This window comes from Amycolatopsis sp. NPDC104587, from assembly GCF_055583645.1.
Genome location: NZ_JBVJNO010000012.1, coordinates 200,610 through 224,482, shown reverse-complemented (window position 1 = coordinate 224,482; position 23,873 = coordinate 200,610). Strand labels below are relative to the sequence as shown.

General features: G+C 69.8%; 21 protein-coding genes. 9 read left to right on the top strand and 12 right to left on the bottom strand.

The annotated features are described in order from the left end of the window. Nucleotides 1-11: 11 nt before the first annotated feature. The gene (locus ACZ61C_RS33980) at nucleotides 12-161 is read left to right on the top strand and encodes a hypothetical protein (RefSeq protein ID WP_465311967.1); all 150 of its coding nucleotides are present in this window, start codon (nucleotides 12-14) and stop codon (nucleotides 159-161) included. A 208-nt stretch (nucleotides 162-369) separates the two neighbouring features. Here the strand turns inward: ACZ61C_RS33980 and ACZ61C_RS33975 are convergent, their stop codons facing one another. Further along, entirely contained in the window at nucleotides 370-909 is a 540-nt protein-coding gene (locus ACZ61C_RS33975) for a 2'-5' RNA ligase family protein (protein ID WP_465311966.1), read from the bottom strand. A gap of 620 nt (nucleotides 910-1,529) precedes the next feature. On the opposite strand from ACZ61C_RS33975, the gene ACZ61C_RS33970 reads away from it, so the two are divergent. Both ACZ61C_RS33970 and ACZ61C_RS33965 read left to right on the top strand, forming a co-directional pair. Continuing rightward, nucleotides 1,530-1,937 (top strand): DUF427 domain-containing protein, encoded by a 408-nt coding sequence (locus ACZ61C_RS33970; protein ID WP_465311965.1) that lies wholly within the window; start codon nucleotides 1,530-1,532, stop codon nucleotides 1,935-1,937. Between the two features lie 285 nt (nucleotides 1,938-2,222). Beyond that, complete coding sequence (locus ACZ61C_RS33965; RefSeq protein WP_465311964.1) at nucleotides 2,223-2,402, top strand: hypothetical protein; 180 nt, start codon at nucleotides 2,223-2,225, stop codon at nucleotides 2,400-2,402. 381 nt (nucleotides 2,403-2,783) lie between these two features. On the opposite strand, the gene ACZ61C_RS33960 is transcribed toward ACZ61C_RS33965, so the two are convergent. The 7 genes from ACZ61C_RS33960 to ACZ61C_RS33930 all read right to left on the bottom strand — a co-directional run bounded on the left by ACZ61C_RS33960 (nucleotide 2,784) and on the right by ACZ61C_RS33930 (nucleotide 8,152). Then, complete coding sequence (locus tag ACZ61C_RS33960; RefSeq protein ID WP_465311963.1) at nucleotides 2,784-3,464, bottom strand: type 1 glutamine amidotransferase domain-containing protein; 681 nt, start codon at nucleotides 3,462-3,464, stop codon at nucleotides 2,784-2,786. Further along, nucleotides 3,461-4,450, bottom strand: coding sequence for a cupin domain-containing protein (locus tag ACZ61C_RS33955; RefSeq protein ID WP_465311962.1), 990 nt, complete (start codon nucleotides 4,448-4,450; stop codon nucleotides 3,461-3,463). Before ACZ61C_RS33955 ends, ACZ61C_RS33960 begins: the two co-directional genes overlap by 4 nt. Next, nucleotides 4,428-4,679, bottom strand: coding sequence for a hypothetical protein (locus ACZ61C_RS33950; RefSeq protein WP_465311961.1), 252 nt, complete (start codon nucleotides 4,677-4,679; stop codon nucleotides 4,428-4,430). Before ACZ61C_RS33950 ends, ACZ61C_RS33955 begins: the two co-directional genes overlap by 23 nt. 2 nt (nucleotides 4,680-4,681) lie before the next feature. After that, a complete protein-coding gene (locus tag ACZ61C_RS33945) occupies nucleotides 4,682-5,902 on the bottom strand; it encodes a pyridoxal phosphate-dependent decarboxylase family protein (protein WP_465311960.1) in 1,221 nt (406 codons plus the stop codon). After that, nucleotides 5,895-6,206: a hypothetical protein gene (locus tag ACZ61C_RS33940; RefSeq protein WP_465311959.1), complete on the bottom strand. Its 312-nt coding sequence runs from the start codon at nucleotides 6,204-6,206 to the stop codon at nucleotides 5,895-5,897. The genes ACZ61C_RS33945 and ACZ61C_RS33940 overlap by 8 nt, the downstream gene beginning before the upstream one ends. A gap of 5 nt (nucleotides 6,207-6,211) precedes the next feature. Next, complete coding sequence (locus ACZ61C_RS33935) at nucleotides 6,212-7,030, bottom strand: hypothetical protein (RefSeq protein ID WP_465311958.1); 819 nt, start codon at nucleotides 7,028-7,030, stop codon at nucleotides 6,212-6,214. 174 nt (nucleotides 7,031-7,204) lie between these two features. Next, nucleotides 7,205-8,152, bottom strand: a complete 948-nt coding sequence (locus tag ACZ61C_RS33930) for a DMT family transporter (RefSeq protein ID WP_465311957.1) — start codon at nucleotides 8,150-8,152, stop codon at nucleotides 7,205-7,207. 73 nt (nucleotides 8,153-8,225) lie between these two features. Here ACZ61C_RS33930 and ACZ61C_RS33925 point away from each other — a divergent pair, with 73 nt between their 5' ends. The 3 genes from ACZ61C_RS33925 to ACZ61C_RS33915 are packed head-to-tail and all read left to right on the top strand — an operon-like array spanning nucleotide 8,226 to nucleotide 11,786. Further along, nucleotides 8,226-9,116, top strand: coding sequence for a LysR family transcriptional regulator (locus ACZ61C_RS33925; RefSeq protein ID WP_465311956.1), 891 nt, complete (start codon nucleotides 8,226-8,228; stop codon nucleotides 9,114-9,116). A gap of 49 nt (nucleotides 9,117-9,165) precedes the next feature. Then, entirely contained in the window at nucleotides 9,166-11,436 is a 2,271-nt protein-coding gene (locus ACZ61C_RS33920; RefSeq protein WP_465311955.1) for an ATP-binding cassette domain-containing protein, read from the top strand. After that, nucleotides 11,433-11,786: a hypothetical protein gene (locus ACZ61C_RS33915; RefSeq protein WP_465311954.1), complete on the top strand. Its 354-nt coding sequence runs from the start codon at nucleotides 11,433-11,435 to the stop codon at nucleotides 11,784-11,786. Before ACZ61C_RS33920 ends, ACZ61C_RS33915 begins: the two co-directional genes overlap by 4 nt. A gap of 327 nt (nucleotides 11,787-12,113) precedes the next feature. Here ACZ61C_RS33915 and ACZ61C_RS33910 read toward each other — a convergent pair whose 3' ends face one another. Beyond that, a complete protein-coding gene (locus ACZ61C_RS33910) occupies nucleotides 12,114-13,910 on the bottom strand; it encodes a ricin-type beta-trefoil lectin domain protein (protein WP_465311953.1) in 1,797 nt (598 codons plus the stop codon). A 259-nt stretch (nucleotides 13,911-14,169) separates the two neighbouring features. Here ACZ61C_RS33910 and ACZ61C_RS33905 point away from each other — a divergent pair, with 259 nt between their 5' ends. Continuing rightward, nucleotides 14,170-14,589: a hypothetical protein gene (locus ACZ61C_RS33905; protein ID WP_465311952.1), complete on the top strand. Its 420-nt coding sequence runs from the start codon at nucleotides 14,170-14,172 to the stop codon at nucleotides 14,587-14,589. Nucleotides 14,590-15,033: 444 nt separating this feature from the next. Here ACZ61C_RS33905 and ACZ61C_RS33900 read toward each other — a convergent pair whose 3' ends face one another. Continuing rightward, nucleotides 15,034-17,409 carry an HAD-IC family P-type ATPase gene (locus ACZ61C_RS33900; protein WP_465311951.1) on the bottom strand — a complete coding sequence of 792 codons (2,376 nt, stop codon included), beginning with the start codon at nucleotides 17,407-17,409 and terminating at the stop codon, nucleotides 15,034-15,036. Between the two features lie 679 nt (nucleotides 17,410-18,088). Here ACZ61C_RS33900 and ACZ61C_RS33895 point away from each other — a divergent pair. Together ACZ61C_RS33895 and ACZ61C_RS33890 are read left to right on the top strand one after the other, a co-directional pair. Beyond that, nucleotides 18,089-19,081, top strand: coding sequence for an aldo/keto reductase (locus tag ACZ61C_RS33895; RefSeq protein WP_465311950.1), 993 nt, complete (start codon nucleotides 18,089-18,091; stop codon nucleotides 19,079-19,081). Nucleotides 19,082-19,552: 471 nt separating this feature from the next. Further along, entirely contained in the window at nucleotides 19,553-19,948 is a 396-nt protein-coding gene (locus ACZ61C_RS33890) for a hypothetical protein (RefSeq protein WP_465311949.1), read from the top strand. Here the strand turns inward: ACZ61C_RS33890 and ACZ61C_RS33885 are convergent. Both ACZ61C_RS33885 and ACZ61C_RS33880 read right to left on the bottom strand, forming a co-directional pair. Beyond that, nucleotides 19,935-22,901 (bottom strand): DUF4434 domain-containing protein, encoded by a 2,967-nt coding sequence (locus ACZ61C_RS33885; RefSeq protein WP_465311948.1) that lies wholly within the window; start codon nucleotides 22,899-22,901, stop codon nucleotides 19,935-19,937. The two genes, ACZ61C_RS33890 and ACZ61C_RS33885, sit on opposite strands and share 14 nt — an antisense overlap. Nucleotides 22,902-23,379: 478 nt before the next feature. Further along, a complete protein-coding gene (locus ACZ61C_RS33880; RefSeq protein WP_465311947.1) occupies nucleotides 23,380-23,712 on the bottom strand; it encodes a hypothetical protein in 333 nt (110 codons plus the stop codon). Between the last annotated feature and the right edge of the window lie 161 nt (nucleotides 23,713-23,873).

Genomic DNA, 23,873 nt, shown 5'->3' with positions numbered 1-23,873 from the left:
GTGGGAGGCTGATGACCGACATCGGCCAGCAGATCGGCACCGGCTTCAGCTGTCCATCATCGAAGCCAACTTTTGCGACGTTGCCCAACGTCGGTGACAGCACCAGCGTTATCGACGACCTGGTCCACTGGCAGGTCAAGCCGGGAGCCACCCGCTCATGACCTTCCGCCGCACCCTCTGCGGTGTCTTCGTCGCTCTGCCGGCTTCGGGGCTGAGTGCCGGCTGCTCATCCAGTCGCCCGCCGGTTCCGGCCGAGCCGTCGGTGTCGGTCCCGCCGATCGGTGAGTGCACTGTGGACCGCGACGGTGATGCGCCGTGCGGCCGCGTGGCTGTGGCACGACGACCTCGCGCCGCGAACCGGAAAGTCCGTCAACAGGCGAAGGGCACCGAGGCGGCGAAGGCCCACGGGCCGCCGAGGTACCGCCAGACGGCCAGGCCGGTTGCAGTCGCCGTGCGCGGCCCGGGATCGCGGCGCACTGCCCGGAGCGTCTTCGCCGCGATTTCCGGGCTGACCTTGTTCTGAACCGTCACGTGCGGCCGCAGTGGCTGAGCGTCCTGCGCGGTGAGCCATGACGACCACCGCGCCCGAAGCGCGGCGTGCAGCCGCAGCAGTGGCGGGGACATGACTTCGAGCGCGACACCTCGCCCGAGCGACCGCGCACCGGCCACCGCCAGCTCGAACGGCATCCGGCCCGCCGCCAGTTCGGCGCTGTCCGCGACGATCGTCTTGAGGTGCTCGCCCGGTAGGGCGTGAAACAGGGTCAGGTGAGCGTCGACGTGGAGGCGGTCCGGTGGGAACCACCGGCGGCGCAGGACGTTCCACGCAGCTTGGGCCCGCTCGTCGACCGCCAAGGTCACCACGAGCGGCTCCATCTTGCGGCTGAGAACCTCGCCGTTCACTGTGCCCACCAGGACATCGTCGCACGTTCGCGGCGGCGATGGTGGCCGCGAGCTCCGGACCCACACTGGACGTGCATTTGCTGGGCGCTGCTGGCTGCTGCTCCGAACTGGCGACGTCAAGACGGAGGCGCCGCCGAGTGCATACCGCCGCTCGAATTTCCAGAGAAGGGTTGCGCGCCAGGTGGCCGTCGCTGCCATCCGAGGCGAATAGGTCGTGGGCAACGAGGCATGGGCGGCCTGGTGGAGCTCGAGCGCCTCAATCGGGTGACCGAGTTCCTTGGCGAACAGGCCGGTTAGGGGTGCCGAATCGGGCGTTGGTGACATGTCAGGTCATGCCGTGCTCGTCCAGCGCGAACTCTCTCTTTGGCGGGGTTCGAGCGCGGGTTCGGTCAGCTGCGCCGGCGCTCCACCCTCGACGGTCCGCGTTCGCCCGCCGATCTTCGCGCGACTCCCTTCTGCTCGTCTGGCCAGGTCTCGGGCTTTCGAGATCTCGGTGTCCTCCCCGGCAGACATCTGTGCTGCCGGAGAGGGTGAGCATCGGTGAGAATGGCCAGGTGAAGTCGCGTGAGCCGGTGGGACCGGGTGAAGAGTCAGTGTGGGATTACCCCCGTCCGCCTCGGGTCGAGCCGGTGCGGCGGCGCGCGGTGCTCGTGGTCGCAGGCACCGTGGTGGCCGACACCGATGACCTGGTGAGAGTGCTCGAGACCTCGCACCCGCCGACGTACTACCTGCCCAGGGCGGCCTTTGGGACATACCTTCGCCGGGCACCGGGTTCGTCGTTGTGCGAGTGGAAGGGAGCGGCCGCCTACGTCGATGTCGTGGTCGGTGACACCGTGCTGGAGCGCGTCGGCTGGTACTACCCGAGACCGTCCTACCCCGCGCTCGCCGACCGGGTGGCGGTTTACGCGGCCCCCTTCGAATCGGTCACCCTCGACGGCGTCCCGGTGGTTCCGCAGCCAGGCGGGTTCTACGGCGGTTGGGTGACGCCGGAGGTTCGCGGCCCGTTCAAGGGCGGCCCCGGAACCCGGGGCTGGTGACCACCCGCGCGGCGATGCACTCGTGCTGTTCGAGCGGATTGCAGCGCGGGCAAGATGCCGCACGATCCACCACGGCCGATGCCACTGATCCTCCCTGTCCTCGCGCCACCACCGTGTGGTGCGGAGCGACTGCCGCGATCCGGCCGCACCCTCTCTTTCGACGACCTCGTAACTCGACTGAACGGCGCCGCGCAGTCACCGCGGCGCTGGCGGGCATCCCCTGCGCTGTAACGCCTTACGACGCGTTCGCTGCACACTTCGGCCCCCGGCTTCGCCCGCGTCGAGGTGGACCCCGAGGAACCGGGCCCGGCCGGCCGGGAACTGGCGCAGCAGCTGTCGGGTCTGCGCGAAGGTGACGAGGTTCGGGCCGCGGCGATGCGAGCCAATCTGACGCGGGTGCAGGAGCGCTTCCCGAACGGCCTCTGGACGGCTTTCCTGATCGCGATGGCGCGCGGAACGGCCTGACGCACCGGGAACGCGGATCGGCCGGGGCGACCACCGCGGCGAGGTGTCGAGACCACCCGTGCCCGAAACCACACGCCTCGGGCGGCGGCACTGCCGGAGACGCTGACGGGTGGCTGTCGCGTCCGCTCGCGTCGTCGGTCTCCTCCTACGACATCTGGTCGCGATGGTGATTTCCGACATCACCTCCCGGACCGAGGACTAGCGCGACCGTGAACGCGAGCGGCGCCTGAAACGCCTGGATCTTGCCGAGCTGGTCGGCGAGTCGGCGTGTCTGCTGGCCCCGTGCCCCGCCGTTCACCACAGTCTGCTGGCACACGGTCGACGCGCGCCGACCGCGGCCCGCATCCTGATCATCGAATACCCGTCCCGGCCGGAGACCGTTCAGCCCAGCTGCCCGAGCAACGTCCGCGCCACGCCCATGCTCGACGCCGGGTTCTGCCCGGTGATCAACCCGCGGCTCACGACGACATGCTCCAACCACGGTTCGGCGCTCCGGTACTCGGCGCCCGCGTCGGCCAGCGCGCGCTCAAGAGTCCACAAGAGCTTGCCCGTCATCCCGACTGAGTCTTCTTCCGCGTCGGAGAACCCGGTCATCGCCACGCCGGTGAACGGCCACGGGCTTTCCCGGACTGAAAGCAAGGCCGCGGTCCCATGGCAGACGGTGGCGACCGGGACGTCCGGCCGCCGGATCAGCGCCGCCACCGCCGGGTGCTCGTGCAGCTGAGCAAGAGGCGAGTACCCGCCGGGCACATATACGCCGTCGATGTCAGGCAGCCCGTCTGCCGGTTCCGGCGTCTTGAGGTCGATCTCGTGCTCCGCGAGGAACTCGACGAGCCGGGTGCACTCTTTTTCGCTCAGCGACGCCGTTTCCGGCGCCAGACTCGCGGCTTCGACCGGTGCCGCCCGGCCGTCGGGGGTGGTGATCACGACGTCGACGCCGCTCTCGGTGAACAGCTCCCACGGCCCGACAACCTCTTCGGCCCAGAACCCGCAGGGCCGGCTGGTCCCGTCCGACAGTTCCAGTTCGCCGGCCGAAGCCAGCAGGATCGCAATTTTTGTCATCCGTGTACCTCCTCGCGGTACAGCCCGGCACCTCGAAGCAGCGGTGATTCGTCGTAGGCGAACATCACGGTCCGCTCTTCGCCAGAGTTTTCGACCGACCACCGCGTCCACGACGGCACGGCGACGGTGTCGCCGCGGCCGGCCGTGAACGCTTGGTCGCCGACTCGCACGGTGGCCGCGCCCGCGGCCACGATCAGGACGGTCGCACCGGTCTGCTGCCGGGCTGGGGCCGCATGGCCCGCGGCCACGGTGAAGAACCGGCCGGCGACGGTCGGGCTGAGGTCAGGCGCGCCGTCCGGCCCGCCCAGGCGCAGCTCGGACCAGCCGCGGTCCTGCGTGACGAGGGCCGCCAGGACGTCGTTCCAGCGGTGCACGAGCACGTCTGCCTCGTGGCCGGTCACCGCGGGCAGAACCGGCACTCCGTCCTCACGCGGCCCGAGGTGGCTGCGCACCGGGAACAGCTCGAAGTGGCTGGCGGCGAGGGCCGCGACCAGCGGGTCGTCGGTGCAGTCCTGCCACACCACCGGGCCCGGGCCGTCGTTGCCGTGCTCGTGCCATTTCATCGCCGGGGTGAGCACGACGTCGCCGGGCCCGACCGGCATCCGCTCGCCGTCGACGGCCGTCCAGCCGCCCTCGCTTTCGTGTACGAACCGCACAGCGGTCGGGGAGTGCCGGTGGCTGTGCATGTCTTCCCCCGGCACGAGCACCTGCAGACCCGAGTACAGGTGCCCGGCCGCGGCCTCCAGGTCGGGGTGGCCGGAGTTCAGCAGCGTCAGGACGCGGAGCGCGCCCTCCTCGCCGCGGACGAACTCCGTCGCTTCGAGCGCGAGTGCCCGCAGCTCGGCGTAGGACCAGTGCTGCGGTACGGACCGGGGTTCGGGCCGCCAGGGCAGGTTCTCGTTGGCCGAGAACCACCGCCCGACGACACCGGAGTCCGCGGCGCGGCGGTGATAGTTGGCGAGGTCAGTGGTCGTTGTCGTGGCCATTTCCGGCTCCTTCCAGCGCGGTCTTTTCCGCCCGCCGGATCGAGTCCCAGAGCGACTCGACGTGCCGGTGCGCGGTGTGGATGTTGCCGATGGAGATACGCAGCGCGTAGCGGCCCTGGTAACGCGTGTGGGATACGGAGCTGCTGCCTGCGGCGTTGACCAGGCGATGCACCTCCGCCGCCACCCGGTCGCCGCCGTCGGCGCCCAGGGCCGGGTCGTCGTAGACCATCGTCACCAGCGGCAAGGGCGAGCGGTGGGCGAGCCGCCAGTGCGGGTGCTCGTCCACCCGCTCGGCGAGCGCGACAGGGACACCGCGTGCTCCAGCCGGCTGCGCAGGCCGTCACGGCCGAAGGACTGCAGCACCCACCACACTTTGAGGGCGCGGAACTGGCGGCCCAGCTGCAGCGAGTAGTTCATGTGGTCGAGCCGGTCCTCGCCGGTGGCCGTCCGCAGGTACTCCGGCACGAGTGAGAACGTCTCGCGCAGGGCGCCGGGACGGCGGACGAACAGCGCGGACGCCTCCATCGGGCAGAACAGCACCTTGTGCGGGTTGGCCACCACCGAATCGGCCCCGGCCAGGGACGGGAGCACCGCGGCGACCGACGGCACGATCCGCCAGAATCCGCCGTACGCGGCGTCGACGTGCAGCCACACGTCCTCCGCACGGCACACCTCGGCGATCTCCTCGACCGGGTCGATCGCGGCGACGTTGGTGGTGCCGAGGTTCGCGACCACGGCCAGCGGGACGAACCCACGGGACTTGTCCGCGTGCACGGCCCCGAGCAGCCGTCGGGGCGAGAGTGTGCCGTCGTCGGTCTGCAGCTGCACCAGGTTGTGCGTGCCGATCCCCAACGCGATCGCCGCTTTCGCGACGGAGCTGTGGGTCTGGTCCGTGCAGTAGACCCGTAGCCGCGGCGCACCCGACGCGCCGTGTTCCCGCCAGTCGTGCCCGGCCAGCCGGTCCCGAGCGGCGCACAGCGCGTAGCAGGTGGCGAGGGACGCGCCGTCGACCAGTACCGAGTCGGCCTCCGGCCAGTCGAGTCCGCACAGGTCCGCGAGCCAGTCCAGCGTCTGGCGTTCGACGGCCGCGGCCGAAGGCGCCGACTCCCAGACCATGACGTTGACGTTGAAGGCCGCGGTGAACAGCTCGCCCAGCATCGCCACAGCCGAGGAGCTGTTGCTGAAGTAGGCGTGGTGGCCGGGGTGGTTCCACTGGGTCAGGCCGGGCACCACGTCCCGCCAGGTGCGCTCCAGCAGCTCCTCGAACCCGGTGCCACGGTCGGGCAGCGGACCGCGGAACGGCGCCGAGATGTGTTCTTCGGACAGGTCCGCCGGGCGGACGCGCTGAGTGTCGAGGGTCTCGAGGTGCGTGGCGAGCCGGTCGAGCAGGACGCCCCCGGCGGCGCGCAGCTCGGTCGGCGCCCAGTCGCCCACGGTGTCGTCCTCAGACATCGACGGGCAGCTCCTCGGCGTACTCGACCTCACGCTGCCGCGTGCAGTAGCGCGAAGTGAACTCGCCCAGCAACGTCACTTCCGACGCCAGCAGCCGCTCGTGCTCCTCGCGCGTCTCCCAGGCGTAGAACATCATGACGTGAGTGGGCTCGCTCTCGCGCTTGAAGAACCGCGCGTGCCCGGCCCAGCCGTCGCTGTCGTGCGCGTTGTCCTCGAGCAGGTCGTCCATTTCCTGCATCACTTCGAACGCCTTGTCCGCGAACTCGGGCTTGAGGTGCCAGTGTTCGATCACGGTGATCGCCATGCTGCTCATCCTTTCCGGGTGGTTTCGAAATGCTGCTGCAGCAACGAGCTGCCGCCGGGAACGAACTTTTCACAGATTGTCTGGTGCTCACGGCGGTTGCGCGATTGCGCTTTCCATAAAGCGCGGGCGGTTTCGGTGACGTCCGGCGGCAAGCCTGCCTCCGCGGCCCGGCCGCGCAACCGGGGTTTCAACGCGGTGAGGCCGTCCAGCAACGCCCGGTGTTCGAGGTTGAACACGCCCGAAAAGCCAGGCGGCATCCACGGGGGCTCCATGGACGGGCGGACGGTCTCCTGGTAGGCCGAGACCGGGAAGCTGGACGCGTAGTGCATGGCCGCGGTAGCTGCGTCATAGAGCACGGTCAGCTCCTCCACCAGCAGCCGCACGGTGGTCCAGTCCGGTTCGCCGAACGCCGCCGCGAGGCCGTCGGTGTGGGAGTTCATCAGCGAGAGCAGGTGGTGGAAGAGGTGGTGGCCCAGTTTCCAGCGCATGGCCGCCGTCTCGTCTTCGCCGTTCGCGGGCACCTCGGCCGGGGTGGCGGTGCCGCTGTGTGCCGGCACCGAGGTGCTGGCCAGCAGTAGCCTGCTGATCCCGGCGAGCAGGTCGGCCTGCAGGTCTTCGCCGAGCCCGGCTGTGGGCAGGTCGTCGACCACCTGGCGGGCCACTCGCTGCGCGCCCGCCCACCAGGCGGCCGGATCTTCGGAACGGTCGATACGAAAGTAGTCGTCGTAATGCCGAGAATCGGCAGTGGGATCAGTTGTCGGGGCGCGTGCGTCACCGCGCAGTGCGATACTGTGGATAAGATCTGACTTATTTTCGGTGCTCAAGATGAACGGTCCCCTCAGGCGCTCTTTGTGTCCTCTGAGCTACTCGTTGAGTACATCAATCAAGTGGATCTTTCGACGCCGCCAAAAGAGGTAAATCAGCAGAAAATCCAGGCTTAAATAGCGTGCACGTATATTAGTGGTGTGTTCGAGATTATCGTAAATGAAATGCGCGGGTCAGACGCGGGCGCGGCGCACCCGGCCGCGGCTGGCCGCGGCGACCGACCCGAGCACCAGCACCATGCCGGCCACCTGGAGCACCGACGGAACCTCGGCGAGCAGCACGAGGCTGAGCAGCACCGTCGCGACGGGCTGGGTCAGCAGCAGTGCCGCGGTGCGGTTCGCGGGCAGGTGCGGGGAGCCGGAGTTGACGAGGATCCACGCGAGCACCTGGCCGAGCAGCGCAAGACCGATCATCGCCAGCCACGACGCAGTCGGGATACCCGCGAGGTGGATACCGCTGCTGAGCGGGGAGAGCGCAGCGGACGTCGCCGCAGCGCTTGCGGTCGCGATGGCCAACGGGGTGACGGTGCGTCCCGGTTCGGCGCGACCCTGCCGCCGGGTCAGGTAGAGATACAGCGCGTACGCGGTGCCGGCCAGCACGCCGAAGACGGTGCCCTGCACCGTGTCCGATGCTGCGGGACCGCTCTCGAGCACGCCGCTGATGAGAACGATGCCGCCGAGCATGACCGGGCAGGCAAGGACGAACCACCGGCCGGGGCGCTCGCGGTCGGCAAGCAGGCTCAGCAGCGGGAGCACGACGACCTGGACGTTGATCAGCACCGTGGCGATCCCGGCTCCGACGTCGAAGATGCTGCGGGTCCACAGGACGTAGTCCGCGCCCAGCGCCGCGCCCGCGACGAGCGCCACCACGATCCCGCGGCGCGACAGACCTCCGAGCCGGCGGCATTCCCGCCACGCCAGCGGCGCCAGAACGAGGACGGCGATCGCGCAGCGCAGGAACGCCGACGTCGCCGGGTCCACACCCGCCACCTTCACCAGCACCGCGGACACGGACAGGCAGGCGGCGCCGCCCAGCACGAGCAGCGCCGGGCCACTGCGCCCGTCGCCCCGTGCGGGCAGCATGGGCCCGGAGGAGGTGCTCCGTTGCGTTTCGGTCGCCACTCCAGCAGTGTGGCCGGGTGATCTCGGAAGGGTCCAGGTCGTATTTCTACCGGGTACTGCTAAGCAGGAGTACATGAACAACTGGACGTGGGACCGGCTACGGGTGTTCGACGCCGTGGCCAGGACCGGCTCGGTCGCCGCGGCCGGGCGCAGCTTGAACATGACCGGGCCCGCCGTGTCGCAGCACCTGCGCCGGCTCGAGGCGGAAGTGGGGTCCGCGCTGGTCGAGCGGGAGGGCCGCGGCGTGCGGTTGACCGACGCGGGCCATGTGCTGGCCGGACACGCCCGCACAGTCGCGCGCGTGGTGGAGCACGCCGAACGCGAGCTTGCGGCGCGCGACGGAGAGCCTCGGGGAACTGTTCGCGTCGGCGCGATCTCCTCCGCCATCAGGGGTTTCCTGCTTCCCCGGGTGCGCGAGTTCATCGACCGCCATCCCGGAGCGCGGGTGTCGTTGCGCGACGGTGAAACGGTCGACCACCTGCGGGCCCTGCACGAAGACGGCCTGGACGCGGTGCTCGCCGAGACGTGGCACGACCTTCCCTCGACGCTGCCGCGCGGAATGGACATCACCCGCCTCCGCGCCGAACGCGCCCGGTTGGTGCTGCCCGCCGGACACCGGCTCGCGAACCGGGAAACGGTGCCGTTTTCCGAGCTGGCAGGAGAGACGTGGACGTGCTGCCCGCCAGGATCCGACGCGCACTCCGCGCTGGCCCAGCTGGTCCGCCGGGCGGGCGGTGAGCTGGTGGTCGGGTTTCCGGTCGCCGACCACACGACCCAGCTGGAGGTGGTCGCGAACGGGCTCGCCGTGGCGTGCGTGCCGGAGCTCTCGTTGCCCGCCGAACCGGCGGGAATCCGGATCGTCGACACCGACCCGGCTCCGCTGCGCAGCATCGAGCTTGTCACCCAGTCGGAGGTACTCCCGTTGCATGTCAAGGCTTTCGTGGCGGTCCTCATGGGGCGCTGACGGCGCGACCGCCCGGCCGGGGCCACGTCCGCGCTCTACGATGCCGGACATGGCTTCGAACGTGATCAGCCTCCGGGGTGTGCGCACCCACAACCTGGCCGACGTGGACGTCGACATCCCGAAACACCGGCTGGTCGCCGTCACCGGCGTGTCGGGGTCGGGCAAGTCGTCGCTGGCCTTCGCGACGCTCGCGGCCGAGTCGCGGCGCCAGCTGTATTCGACGATGCCCGCGTTCGTGCGCACGAAGCTCCCGCACGACCCGCAGCCGGAAGCGAGCTCGCTGCGCGGCCTGACCACCGTGGTCGTGGTCGACCAGCGTCCGTTGGGGACGAACTCACGCTCGACCGTCGGCACCGCGACCGAGGTGTGGACGATGCTGCGGATGCTGTTTTCCCGCCTCGGCGAGCCGTCCGCGGGCTATTCGCCGGCGTACTCGTTCAACGACCCCTCGGGGATGTGCCCCGCGTGCGCCGGGCTGGGCACGGTGACCGACATCGACGGCGAGCGGATGATCGACCGCGATCGCACGCTCAACGACGGCGCCATGGTCTTCCCGAGCTTCTCCGTCGGCAGCTGGATCTGGAAGCGCTACGTCTACTCGGGCTTCTTCGACAACGACCTCCCGTTGCGGGAGTGGCCCGAAGAGCTGGTCCAGTTCCTCCTGCACGGGCCCACTCAGCGGCCACCGGACCCGCTGCCGCGCTTCCCCCGCAGCGCCAATTACCAATCCATGGTCCCGCGGATCCGGCGGCTGCTCGTCGAGCGAGAGGCGAAGCCGGGACCTGCCGTGCGCGCCGCGCTCGCCGAGGTCACCACGCAACATCCGTGCGAGGACTGCGGCGGCAGCCGGCTCTCCGCGGCCGCGCGCGAAAGCCGCGTCGACGGCGTGTCTATTGTGGATCTCGGCTACCGGGACGCAGCCGGGCTGCTCGAGTTCTGCGCCGGAGTGCAGCACGCGTGGGCCCGGCCGCTCATCGAACAGCTTCGGCTGAGGCTGAACTCGATGATCACCCTCGGGCTCGGGCACCTGCACTGCTACCGCGGCACGCCGACGCTGTCCGGCGGCGAGTCGCAGCGCCTCAAGCTCGTCCGGCACCTCGGGTCGAGCCTCACCGACCTCACCTACGTCCTGGACGAGCCGACCGACGGGCTGCACCCGGCTGACGTCGCGTCGCTGATCGACGTCCTGCGACGACTGCGCGACCACGGCAATACCGTGCTCGTGATCGACCACCACGAAGCCGTCGTGGAGGCCGCGGACCACGTGATCGACCTCGGCCCGGGCGCGGGGGAGGCCGGTGGCCGCGTAGTTTTTCGCGGCCCGCCGGCGGAACTGCGCGACGCGGACACGATGACCGGGCGCGCGCTGCGCACCGGCGTCCAGCTGAAGGACTCGCCGCGGGAGCCCGCCGGCTGGCTGTCGCTGCGTGGGCTGGACCGGCACACGCTCGCCGGTATCGACGTCGACCTCCCGACCGGCGTGCTGCCCGTGATCACCGGTGTCGCCGGATCCGGGAAGTCGACGCTCGCGGGCGAGCTGGCCGACCGGCACCCGCGGTTCACCGTTGTGGACCAGGGCCAGATCACCGCGACGGCTCGGTCGACGGTCGGCACCTGGCTGGGGCTGGCGGCCCTGGTGCAGCAGGCGTTCGCCGAGGCGAGCGGGCAACCGCCGAAGTTGTTCAACCCGCGCTCGCAGGGTGGCTGCCCGTACTGCCGCGGCACCGGTATCCGGCGGACCGATCTGGCGTTCTTGGAGGACGTCGAGACCCCGTGCGAGGACTGCGGCGCGACCGGGTTCCGGGCCGAGGCCTTGGTTCCGCGGCTGTCCGGGCGGACCGTTCTCGAGGTTCTGGACACGCCGATGTCGGCTCTGGCCCGGTACGTGCCGCACCCCGACGTGGCGCGGCTGGCCGCGCTACTCGACCAGCTGGGCCTCGGACACCTGGCGTGCGGTCGCACGCTCGACACGCTGTCCGGCGGCGAGCGCCAGCGCCTGAAACTGGCTCGCCGGCTCGACACGAGCTCTGAGGACCTGCTCGTCGACGAACCGACTGCGGGGCTGCATCCGAGCGACACGACGCGGCTGGTCACGCTGCTGGACCGGCTGGTCGACGAGGGCCGCACGCTGGTGGTCGTCGAGCATTCGCTGCACGTGGTCGCGGCCGCGGACTGGGTGATCGACCTCGGTCCCGGCGCAGGCGACAACGGCGGCCGGGTGCTCTACGCGGGAACACCCAAAGGCCTCGCCGAGCACGACGGGCCGACCGGTCGGTACTTCAGCGCCGCTCTCGCCGCCAGGAAGGGATCGTCGCGATGACCGTTCCGCGTCTCACCACGGCAACGGCGTCCGCTCGAGACAGTTTGCGCCGTGCTGTCGGCCGCCGATGGTGCGAGCCTGCCGAGATCGGCGCGGTCTTGGCGAACCTCTCAGCCTCGATCACGGCGATCGACCAGGTGCTCGCCGGCCTGGCCCGCGACTTGCGCGAGTCGGACGCGGCGATGGTCTCGGTCGACGGTCCGTTCGCCGGCGACACCGCGGCCGCTGTGGAGGCGGCTGGGTTGTGGCTGGCTCGAGCGGCCGGGGCTTCGGCCGAGGTACGCGAGAGTATCGACAACGCCCATATCGCGGTGTCAGGCCTGGCCGAGCAACGGGGTGGCGCGAGGTAGCCGCCGCCGGCGGATCCGGGCCGTGCCCGCAGCCGATGCCGGAGCTTTGTCCTTAGTGGCCACCGGCGCGAGCTCGACTCCCGCCGACTCGGTGGCGTGGTCAGCCACGGTGTGCATCGACCCCTTTGCTGCCCTCGCCGTCCGGTCCGCGGTCGTCGCGTTGTGAGGGGCGCCGACAACCCGATCCCGTCCGTCGTCGATGGCCCGTGCGGGTCCAGGCCGAGCAACGTGACGTCCATGAGCGCGCCAAGCGTGAATCGCCCGGCGCATCCGGTCGAGTCCGCGGGGCGAACAACCAGGCAGAGGTTCAGCCGGGAGGCGGGCGGGTCAGGCGGCGGGTGGGCCGGCGAAGGGCGCACTCCAGGTCTGGTTGGGTTGGTGGGTGCCGCAGGCGTAGGTCGTGACGGGTGCGTCGGTGTGGTCGAGGGCGCCGCCGTTGATGTCCAGGCAGAGGCCGTTGCTCTTCAGCTGGCCGGCTCGGTTGTAGGTCCAGCTTTGCCGGGTGTCGGACGTGGTGCAGCCGGCGAGCTTGAGGCCGGTGGTGTCGCCGGACACGCAGAGCGCGGGGTTGGCGAGCGAGGCGAGCTGACCGGCGGGGCCACGTTGCCACTGCTGGTTGTCGTTGCCGGAGCAGGCGTACAACCCGACGGTCGCTCCTGCGGTGGCGCCGCCGCGGGCGTCGAGGCAGAATGCGTTCTGCTGGAATCCCGGTTGGGCGGCCTGGATCTGGCCGGTGGGTGAGGCCGCGCCGCAGGTGCCAGGGGCGATCGTGTACATGACGTTGTCGTGGGCCGGGATCGTGGCGGTGAGGGTGGAGGTCACCTGGCTGCTCGCGTGGCTCCACAGGTTTTTCGCGGTGCGGGGGCAGGTGAGGTTGCCGAAACCGGCCCGGGCGAGGTCGAAGGTGTAGCTGGTCGTGCCGGCGTTCTTGTTCAGCACGGCGACCGCGCGGGCGCCGCCGGCCAGCGGCTTGACGACCACGTCGATGCCCGCGGTGGTGGAGGTGCCCTGGCGAGAGGCCAGGTAGCCGCCCGCGGTGGTGTCCTGGTCGACAGCGATGATGTCGGCGTTCTTCAGGATGCTCAGCTGGGTGGCGTAGGCGGCGGGATCGGCGGCCAGCTTCCGGACGTCGGTGCTGATCATCAGCGGGGAGCCCATGGCCGACCAGAGCGCGAACTGGCTGCGTTGTTCGGCCGCGGTGAGCTGGTTGTTGTCGCCGATCAGGAGCATGTCGGCGTCGTTGTGGTTGCCCGGGCCGTTGTAGCGGGCGAGTGCGACGGTGTCGGTGAAGTTCTGCAGTACCCCGCCTTCGTAGTAGTCGGTGCCGTGAGGCCAGTCCCAGGCGGAGGCGCCCGAGTTGTGCCAGACGGCGATGTCCGGGCTGACCCGCCACATCTGGCCGAGCCCGCGGACCCAGTCCATCGCGTCGTACTTGGTGCCGGAGTCCGGGCCGGCGCCGGCGGGCGCGGACTCGTTGAAGAGGATCTTGCGGGAGTTGTTCGCGGTGGCCGACCCGAGCGCGGTGGCCGTGGCGGTGAACTCCTGGCGGCGGTTGCTCCACGTGGTGCCGCAGTTGTCGAGCTTGAGGGAGTCGATGCCCCAGTACGCCAGCGAGGTCGCGTCGGCCTGCTCGTGGCCCTGCACGCCACCGGGCACGCCCTGGCAGGTGTTGATCCCCGACGTGCTGTACAGGCCGGCGTCCATGCCTTGTGCGTGCACGTAGTTCGCGTAGTTCGTCAGCTCGAAGTCGAACCCGGGCTGAGAGCTGCCGCCCCAGGTGGAGGCTCCGTGCAGGTAGCCGGCGCCGGTGCGCTGCAGCCAGCAGTCGTCCACGGTCAGGTTGGTGTATCCGGCGGCGACGAGGCCGGTGTCCTTCATCGCCTTGGCCTGGTCCTGCATGAACTGCTGGAACGAGTAGCCGTCGCGGGTGCCGTCGAGCCGGGCCTGCGCGGCGCAGGTGAACCTGGCCCAGTTGTTGAAGCCCATCATCGGCTTCACGCCGATCGCGGTGCTGGTGTTCGCGGCGATCGGATCCGCGACCGCGGCCGGCGCCGCCCCGGCGCTCAGGGCCACTGTGAGCAGCGCGACCGCCGAGCCGAGCTCGAGGGCTCGTGAGTTCCGCATCATCTCGTGCTCCACATCCGGATGGCGCCGCTCCGGCGAGACGAAGGACCGGTGTCCTCCGCGGCGCCGGGCGAGCAATGATGGCTGCTCTTTTTGCAGACTGAATGCTTGAAACTGAACTTTTTACGCTCTAAGTGCTCATAAAAGAACATCAGAGTTGGCTCATGGTGCGCTCGCGTCACCCGCTTGTCAACGCTGTGGCCCCACGTGAGGCATGACTAGCGGCCCTACCGGCTTTACCGCGCCTTAAGGTGGCCGGGTGCGAACGAGGTTGCGAACACTCCGCGTCGAGGGGCGGACCTACACGTGGCGGGCCACGATCGGCCAGGTCGCCGGTGACGGCGTCGACCTGCACCGGTGTGTCCGGGTGCGTGCTTGGGGTGCCGGGAAGACCGGCCGCGCGCTGGAGGCTGACCTGCTCTCGACAGTCACCAGCGTGGACTGGATCCCGGCCGACATGGACGGCTCCTACCCGTCGCGTGCCGACGTCCGTGGCCTGATCGAGCGCGCGCTCGCTCTCGGCTGGGATCCCGATGTGCTCGGCGGGACCTTCCGGCTGACCGAGGAGCATGGTGTGGAGTTGTCAGGCTTCCTGCTCACCGACCGGGTGCGCGATCCGGGCGCGCCGGATCCGACCGCGCGGGTGATCCGGGTGGCCGCGGCCATGGAGCGCGCGTAAAGGTGCCTCACCCCGGCCGGGACGTCTTCCAGAGCGCCGGCCGGGGTGAGGCCAGCCGAGGGGAGGCGGGCACGGTGGTAATGCGCGAGGACGCGTCCTCGGCGGCGAGCGGCCCAGCGTGACAGTCAGCGCGCGACGCGGGCTCTGGCAAATGCCGAGGTGGGCGTCCGGCTTCGCAGGCGTTCGCACCCATCAGCAGAGCACGCAGCAGTCGGGGGCGCGACGTTGTGCCGCCGAAGAAGTTCTTCGCTGTCGATTAGTAGAACCGGTGGCGATGAGTGCTGCTGATCGACTTCGATCCGTGCGGCTTCGTGTGTTCCATATCCGGACCCATTCACGCCGCGAAATCGCCACGACCGGGAGATCCACCCGGACCTCCATGAAACGATGCCAGGCCTCGTGACCTGTTACGTGCCCGTTGCGGCCCGGAGCGAGGACGCGCGGTCAGTTGTTCGCGAGCCGGCCGCCGATCCACCGCCCGAGTTCGATCAGGACCACACCCGCGGCGGCGCAGCCGAGGGCGGTGAGGGTGTGGCCGGTGTCGCCCGGGTCGAGCAGGAACAGCCGCTGTGTCACCGGAAGCACGAACAGTAGGCCGGACACGAGGGCCATCGCGGCGACCAGGCCGGCCTTCCACCAGGTGTAGGGCCGGGCGATGATGCCGAGCACCCACAACGCGAGCGCCATCAGCGTGATCAGCGCCGTGGTACTCGCCTGAACCTGCGTGGTCTCGCCGCCGCCGTGGCCGGGATGGGCCAGGAGGTAGGCGGTGAAGGAGGCGCCGGCGATCACCACCCCGGCCGGGATCGCCATCCGCAGGACCCGGCCGACGAAGCCGCCGCGGGCGCGGTCGTTGTTGGGGGCCAGGGACAGCACGAACGCGGGCAGGCCGATGGTGAACCAGCCGACGATGGTCACGTGCCGGGGCAGGAACGGGTAGGGCACGGCGGTGAGGCCGATCAAGCCGGGGACGCCGACGATGAGAGCGAGCAGTACCGAGTAGACGGTCTTGGTGAGGAACAGGTTGGCAACCCGCTCGATGTTCCCGATCACCCGCCGCCCTTCGCCCACGACGTGGGGGAGGGTGGCGAACGCGTTGTCCAGCAGGACGAGCTGGGCCACCGACCGGGTCGCCGGGCTGCCCGCACCCATCGCGACACCGACGTCGGCGTCCTTGAGCGCGAGGACGTCGTTGACGCCGTCGCCGGTCATCGCGACCGTGTGCCCCCGCGACTGCAGCACGGCGACCATGGCCCGCTTCTGGGCGGGCGTGACCCGCCCGAACACCGTGCCGCGCTCCACCTCGGCGGCGAGCGCTTCGGGATCCGCGGGCAGGGTCCGGGCATCGACCGGCGCGTCGGCGCCGGGCAGGGACAGGGCGCGAGCCACCGCGCCCACCGAGACCGCGTTGTCGCCGGAGATCACCTTGACCGCCACGCCCTGGGTGGCGAAGTAGTCCAGGGTCTCGCGGGCGTCATCGCGGATCGTCTGCTCCAGGAACACCAGCGCGACCGGGTCCACTTCGCCGGGCGCCTCCGGGGCGTCGACCGCGGCACCCGCCCGGCCGAGCAGCAGCACCCGCAGCCCCTGCGCGCCGATCTGTTCCGCCTCGGCGCGCTCGGCCGAGCCGGCGGCCAGCAGGACGTCGGGGGCGCCGAGCACCCAGTCGCCGTGGTCGCCGAAGCCCGCACCGCTCCACTTGCGCGCCGAGGAGAAGGGCGCGACCGCCTGCGCGGTCCAGCCGGGCGTCGGCGGGCACGCCTGGGCGATGGCCAGGAGGCTCGCATTCGGGCGGGGGTCGGCGGCGGCCAGCGCGGCGAGCACGAGTTCGGGGGCCCCGTCCGGCCCGCCGAACGGACGTACCTCGGAAAGCCGCATGGTGTTCTCGGTGAGCGTGCCGGTCTTGTCGGCGCACACGACATCCACCCGCGCCAGGCCCTCGATCGCCGGCAGCTCGTTGACCAGGCACTGCCGCCGGCCCAGCCGCACCACCCCGACCGCGAACGCGACCGACGTCAGCAGGATCAGCCCTTCGGGCACCATCGGGACAAGTGCGGCCACCATGCCGCGAAGCGCGTCGGGCAGGGCTTGCGAGCCCCCGAGCTGGTTGTAGATCGACAGCCCCCCGGCCGGGATGAGCAGGTAGGTGATGACCTTCAGGATCGTGTCGATACCGGAGCGCAGCTCGGAGTCCGCGAGGGTGAACCGTCCGGCCTCCTCGGCGAGCTTCGCCGCGTAGGCTTCCCGCCCGATTTTTGTCGCGCGGTAAGCCGCGTTGCCCGCCACCACGAAACTGCCGGACATCACCGGGTCGTGCGGGTGCTTCACGACCGGATCCGATTCGCCGGTGAGCAGCGACTCGTCCACTTCCAGGGCTTCGGCCGCCAGGACGGTGCCGTCGACGACGATCTGGTCGCCCGGGCCGACCTCGATCACGTCGTCGGCGACCACGTCGGCCGGCGCGAGGTCCCGGCTGATGCCGTCTCGGCGGACTCGTGGCCGGACCTGGCCGACGATCGCCAGCCGGTCCAGGGTCCGCTTAGCCCGCAGCTCCTGGACGATGCCGACGACGCTGTTGGCCACGATCAGGCCGGCGAACAGCCCGTCGAGCAGGTAGCCGGTCGAGAAGATGATGACGGCCAGCACCGCGAAGATCGCGTTGATCCGGGTGAACACGTTCGCGCGCACGATTTCGCCGGCGCTGCGGCTCACCCGGGCTGGTACGTCGTTGGTCCGGCCCGCGGCGATCCGTTCGGCCACCTCGGCGGCGGTCAGTCCACATGCGACCTCGTCGACAAGCAGGCGTTCGTCCCCTGACATAGCGGCGACCGTACGCAAGTTCCGGCTCGTCCGGGCGGCTGAGCCCACGAACGGGTGTGGAACCAGCCGACCGGCGGGGGACATTCAGCCGGGCAGGGGGTGGTTCCGGACGCCCGGCGGCTGGGCGGACCGGGAAGACCCCGCGACACTGGAACACGCGCTCACCGAGCGCGCAATGCACCCCGATCCGTCCCCAGGGGAGACCCATGTTCAACCGGATGCTGAGTGCCAGCCGGTCGGGGAGCACGAGCTGTAGCGAAACGGCGGACAGGATGGCCACCTCGACCGGCAGCCGGACTTCCCCGCGGGTCACCCGCGGGAACGGCTTGTTCGGCCTTCACGCCGAGTGCGGCGGCCCGGGAAAACCGGTCGTGCTGAATCTCAGTCAGCGGGTCGGCGGCCAGTTCGTACGCCCGCAGGCACCGCAACCGGCCGCCCACGGTGCCCGCGCAGCGGCAGACCCAGCCGACCGCGCGGGCCGGGTTGCCCAGGATCAACGCGTGCGCGGCGACGTCACGCAATCGCCGAGGCGCAGAATCTGCTCATTCTGCCGCGCCGGCCCCGTCGGCGAGCCGGTCCTCTGTCTTGCCCTGGAGCGCGCTCCAGGGCCTAGCGTCGGAGGCGTTCTTCAGCCCTCGAAGTACCCGCCCGGCTTGCCGGGCAGAAGGAGTGTCCGCCCATGATCACCCGAACCAGGCTCGGCTCGCCCGGTCTCACCGTCAGCGCGATGGGTCTGGGATGCATGGGGATGAGCGAGAGCTACGGCGCCGCCGACTGGGACGGCGGCCTGGCCACCATCGACCGGGCATTGGAGCGGGGCGTCACGTTTCTGGACACCGCCGACGCCTACGGCGCCGGGCACAACGAGGTGCTCGTGGGCCGGGCCATCCACGGCCGCCGGGACCAGGTGCAACTGGCCACCAAGTTCGGCATCGACCGCAGCGCCGGTGACCGGGCACGCCGCATCCGGGGTGCCCGAGACTATGTGCTGCGCTCCTGTGACGCCTCGTTGCTGCGGCTGGGCGTCGAGGTGATCGACCTGTATTACGCCCACCGCCCGCCTCAGGACGTGGAGATCGAGGAGACCGTCGGGGCGATGGCCGAACTGGTCGAGGCGGGCAAGGTCCGTCATCTGGGCCTGTCCGAGGTCGACGGCGCGCTGCTGCGCCGGGCGCACGCCGTGCACCCGATCACCGCGGTGCAGAGCGAGTACTCGTTGTGGACCCGCGACGTCGAGGCCCTCACCCCGGTGATGGCCGAACTGGGGGTCGGGTTGGTTCCGTACTCGCCGCTGGGGCGGGGGTTTTTGACCGGTGCCCTGGACCGCTCCGCGCTGGGCGAGAAGGACTTCCGGCGCACCAACCCCCGTTTCGCGGGCAAGGCGGGCGAGGCCAACGAGAAGATCGCGCAGACTGTGCGCGACGTGGCCGACCGGCTGGGTGCCACCCCAGCTCAGGTGGCGCTGGCGTGGGTGCATGCCCAGGCCGAGCGGCTCGGGGTGGCGGTGGTGACCATTCCGGGCACCCGCAGCCCGGCCCGGCTGGAGCAGAACGTCGCCGCACTCGAGCTCACCTTGGACGCCGAGGCGCTGACCGCGCTGGGTCCGCTGAGCGGCCAGGTGACGGGCGAGCGCTACGCCCCCGCGCACACCGCCGAGGTCGCTCGGGGGTGAGGTCGGCCGGGGTGGGCCGGTGCGACCAGCCGGTGAGAGGTCAGGACGCCAGGTCACCCGGTGAAGAACGCGGCGTGCTCGGTGAACCGAAGGGATGCAGGCTGTACGTCGCGGCGCCGGCGAGGGTCGCCACGCCACAGGTCGGCTAGGTCCCGTCGTCCTCGGCGATCAGCCCGAACGCTTGGGTGTCCGAGGTCGCGCCGATCTCGGACACCCCGACCTCGGACACCGCCAGCTCGGATCATTAGAGCCCGATGCGGGCCAGGAAGGATCCAGCCCTATTGATCTCGTGTCCCAGCGCTGTGGACAACTTTGTCTGACGTCGGCGTAGGTGATCAGGCCGGGGACCGGTCAGCCGGTAGGACCGGCTCCGGTGCGCTTCCCGGGCGGTGGCGACCGCGTTCGCGCCTCGTGTCAATTCACCCCCAGACATCGACGGGGCGTCCCGCAGTTCGGCGATACTCTGCGCAGGTGCGAGTGTTCGAAGGGACGATGGAGATCGTCGACAACCTCCTGTCGTTCGGTGAAGTGGCGGAGCATCAAGAGGGCGAACTGGTACCAGATCGCCCTGCGCTGCTGGTTGCGGGCAGGCACCTGCTGTTTCTGCGGCCAGCGACATTCAGTGGCGTGGTGGGCATTCACGTCTCAGTCGCCGAGAGAGGCGAACTGGCCCCGTTCACCGACGACCAGGTCCGGCTCGCAGTCGCCAGTGAGCAGCTGGTCTTCGCCGGATTCCGCGGCATGCCGAACCCGGACCAGATGCCCGACATTGACCTTCCTGTCGGAACCACCGAGGTCGCGGTCGCCGCTCGCTCGGTGACGAGCGACGACCGCGAGATCATCGAGCTGGCCGTCAGCTGCCTCTGACCTCGACCTCGTCAACGAGTGTCCAGGCGGTGCCGCAGTCGACCTCTACCCGCACGTAGCGGGCGTCCTGGTCGATGCGGATCCCGCGGTAGGTCTTGAACTGGGGTCTGGCGCTGATCGCCGGTGTGGTGATCTCGGAGACCGTGCTGTAGCTGGCGCCGGTGGCCGAGACGGCGAAGGTGACGTTCGGAGGCAGGAACGCGTAGTCAGGGCGGACCTGGAAGAACGTCGCGTTGATCTCACCGACACGCTTCACGGCGCCGAGGTCGACGGTGAAGGTGTAGGTGCCGGCGGCGTTGCGGCCCTGCCACCGGTTGCTGTAGAGCGCCTCGCCGCGTAGGCCGTCGGTGAGTGACGCGCCGATGTCCGGGTAGCTGGGGTCGGCGGGCACATCGGTGGTGTAGCTGCAGCCGGGTTGTCCGTCGGCCGCGCCGCAGCGGGCGTGGTTGACCGGGTAGTAGGGGACTGGCTCGCTGGTGATTGAGAGGGTGTTGCTGGTGGCGGATTGGTTGCCGGAGCCGTCGAACGCGCGGACGGCGTAGCGGTAGGTGCGGGAGCCGTCGAGCTGTTCGTCGGTGAACCGGGGGTTGGCGGTGATCAGGTCGGCGACCAGTTCGTCGTCGCGGTAGATGTGGTAGCCGGCGATGCCGCTGCCGGTGTCGCCGGAGGGCTGCCAGGACAGCTGGATCCGCTGCGGGCCTAGGGTCTGTGCGACGAGCCCGTGTGGAGCTGTTGGGGTGTCGCCGTCGGTGCCGTCTTGTGCTGGATGCTGCGTCCACGCCCGGTAAGCGGCGAGATAGGAGCTGGAGGCGAACTTCGAGCGCGGCGACTGGTAATGGCTGAAGGAGAAGGACCAGTAGCCGTGAACCTGGCCGCGGACGGCATGGATGGCCGAGGCGATGTTGTCGATGGTCATCGGCTGCAGACCGGACGCGCCGATCTGGAAGGTTTCGGTGTCGGCGACGATCGCGGTGCGGTTGCCGGAGGCGGAGATGGCGTCGTTCATCGCGCCAAACCACTCGCTGAGGATGCTCGGCGACGCGTGACCGGCGCCGACGCCGTCCTGGAGGGCGACGACGTCGAAGGGGGCGCGGTTGAGGATTTTCGTCCACATCGCTCGCCAGACCTGAGGGGATTGCCAGCCCGGCAGTGCAGTGTTGGTGGCGTTGAAGAACGGGGCGATGGCGACCGGTTTCGCGCCGCTGAGTGTGTCGAGGTGAGCGAGGACCCGTTCGTAGAACTGGATGAGGTTTTCTTGGGACTGGGCGTCGGAGAAGTTGACGTTGTCCGGTTCGAACGCGAGGTACCAGCCCTTGAAGCTGCGGTGGTTGTGGTAGCGGTTCCACAGTTCGGTGGCGACGGCCTTGGCGGTGGCCTCCTCGGCGTCGAGCCAGCTCTTGTCGTGGGCGTAGACCTTCCACCACTGGTCACTGACCTGCAGCCCGACCCAGACCTCGATGCCCGCGTTATCGGCGGCGCTTAGAGTCCGTTGGACGACGTCGGTTCGCGTGTTCTGGCTGAAGCCCAAGCTCGACGGGTAGACCGAGGTTCGTGCGCCGCGGGAGCGGTTGTCGAAGCTGTTGGCGCTCCACTGCAGAGCGACCTGGGACATCCCCAGGTCGCGCATCATGGCGAACTCCTGGGCCACGTCGGCGTCGGCCCAGCCGTCGATGAGATCGGGTTGGATGAAGGTGCCAGTGAGCCGCGTCAACGCATCGGGCCCGGACGGCAGCGGGGGAGCGGTGGGTGTGCCGCCGTCGCAGTAGGGGCATTCGATGCGGACGTAGAACGCTTCGGGATCGACGATGTGCTGGACCTGGACCATGCGGCCGAACTCGCCGCCGGCGCGGGTGTTGTCGTCGAGCGGGATGTCCCGCGCCGATGAAGGCTTGGTTCCGCCGCCGCCTTCATGGGTGGAGGCCATCGGGTACTCGTCGCACGAGCCGCCGGGCTTGGTCGGAAACGACGCGGGGCAGACGTTGGCGCGGTTGGCGTCGGTCACTGTCTGGTCGGCCAGGTAGTGCAGCGGCGAGCCGTCGACTTCCCGGCCGGGATGGCCCGGCAGAGCGCTCTGGGCGTCACGGACATGCTTGGCGGTCTCCTTGACCCCGCTGTCGGGCCCGGCGTTGAGGATCATCAGACCGGGGACCTGCGCGAAGACGCAAGCTGGCGACCGGTTGAACGCGCCGATACCGCGGTCACAGCGGACGTAAGGCGGGGCTGTCCCGTCCTCGCTGGCGTCGCTGAGGTTGACCGTCGGGTTGAGCACGTTCGGTGCGGTGAAGTACAGGGTCCACCGCAGCTCTTGCCGGGAGGAGGTGAAGGTGCCGGTCGTCGTGGGCTGGTTGATTTGCCAGGACGCGTAGAGCAACCGGTCTTTGGCGAGTGGCTGCTGGCTGGGGGAGTTGGTGGTGGAGCAGTCCGAGCTGCACACCAGGATCGCGTCGATGTAGCTCTTGTCCTTCGCTTCGCCCCAGACGTCAGAGACGGAGACGTAGGCCTCACGCTGCCAGGTGTTGGATGCCAGAGGCAGGATCATCTGCTCGTGGACGACGTAGTCGACACCTCCGACGACGCCTCCTTGCAGGTCGAGGACGGCGGCGGTGAAGGGCATGATGACGCAGCCGTGGAAGCGGCTGAAGTGTGCCCACTGGCCCTCGTGGGCCGCGGCGACCTCGCAACCGGGGTCGTAGTTGTGCTGGACGGCCGGGCCGAGATTCTGCGCACTCGCTGTGCCGTCTGCGACCGCGGGGCTTTGTTGAGCCTTGGCTTCCGCGAGCACGCGCTGCCTGGACGCGGGGTCGTTGGTGCGGCTGACGCAGATGTAACGCTGTTTTTTCGCCTTGGCCGCCTTCGCGCGTTCTCCAGTGCAGTCGTTCGGTGCGCGGCTGTCAGGCTTGATCGTGAGGCGTTCCCGGGTCCGTCGGTCAACGGCGTCCTCGAGCTTCGTCATCGGCGTGCCGGCGTAGATGCCTGCGCCTACGGGACCTGACACGGCGGGTGCTGTCGGTGGTTGTGGTGGCGCGGCGCTGGCAGTTCCGGCCACGATCGGTAGCAGCGTTACGGCGCACAGCAGCGCCACAGCTCGTCTCACGACAGATCCCCCAGTCACGCGGTCTGCGTCCGATTGGCGCAGTTCGAGCGAATCTCACGCGATCATGATGGCTGTGGTCAAGCGGCTGTTTGGGTGAGTGCAGTTGAGTCTGCATGGTGCTGGCGTGCCGGGGGTCAGCCAGGCACGGTCCTTGATCAATCCGGCAGTGGGTCGGGTCCAGTTCACCGAGCCGGAGACTGACGCGATCGAGTCCCCCGGGCGAGCGCCGTGCGGTCAGCCTGACCCCCAGCTTGCGCAGTACTGGCGGATTGACCGGCTGCTGGCACCGCGCGAGAGGCGGCTGAGCAGCCGGTCATTGGCCTTACGCCGCTGTTCGCTAGCAACGGTAGAACTGGTACCGATCTGCTGTGGTGAGCTGGGTGAGCGCCAGCAGGCTCCCCCGCGGGGCGGCGGCAAGCAGAGACAGGATTGGGGCGAGGGTGATGCTCGCGGGGCTCAGCATTCCAGTGGCGATGATGCCGACCGGTGCGTCGCCGGGAAGGAGATCCGCCACCGCGGGCAGGTGGTGCAGCGCGTGGTGCTGGTCTGCGGGCAGGTGCAGGACGTGGTCCCGGCCGGCAGCGGCGCCACCGTCGAGGAGTTCGTGGTGCTGCCGGGTGACCGGGTCGTGCTCGATGACCACGATCTGCGCCTCTGCCTGGTGCAGCATCGCCAGGGTGCAGTGGGTGGAGTAGACCGAAAGTTCGGCGGAGCCGAGAACCAAAGAAGTGCCGGATGTGCCGGGGCGGCGTCGCGGTCCCAGCTGGCCGCGGCGATCGCCAGCTGCGGCAGCTGGAGGTAAGCAGTGACGAGACCAGCAGTGAAGTCGCG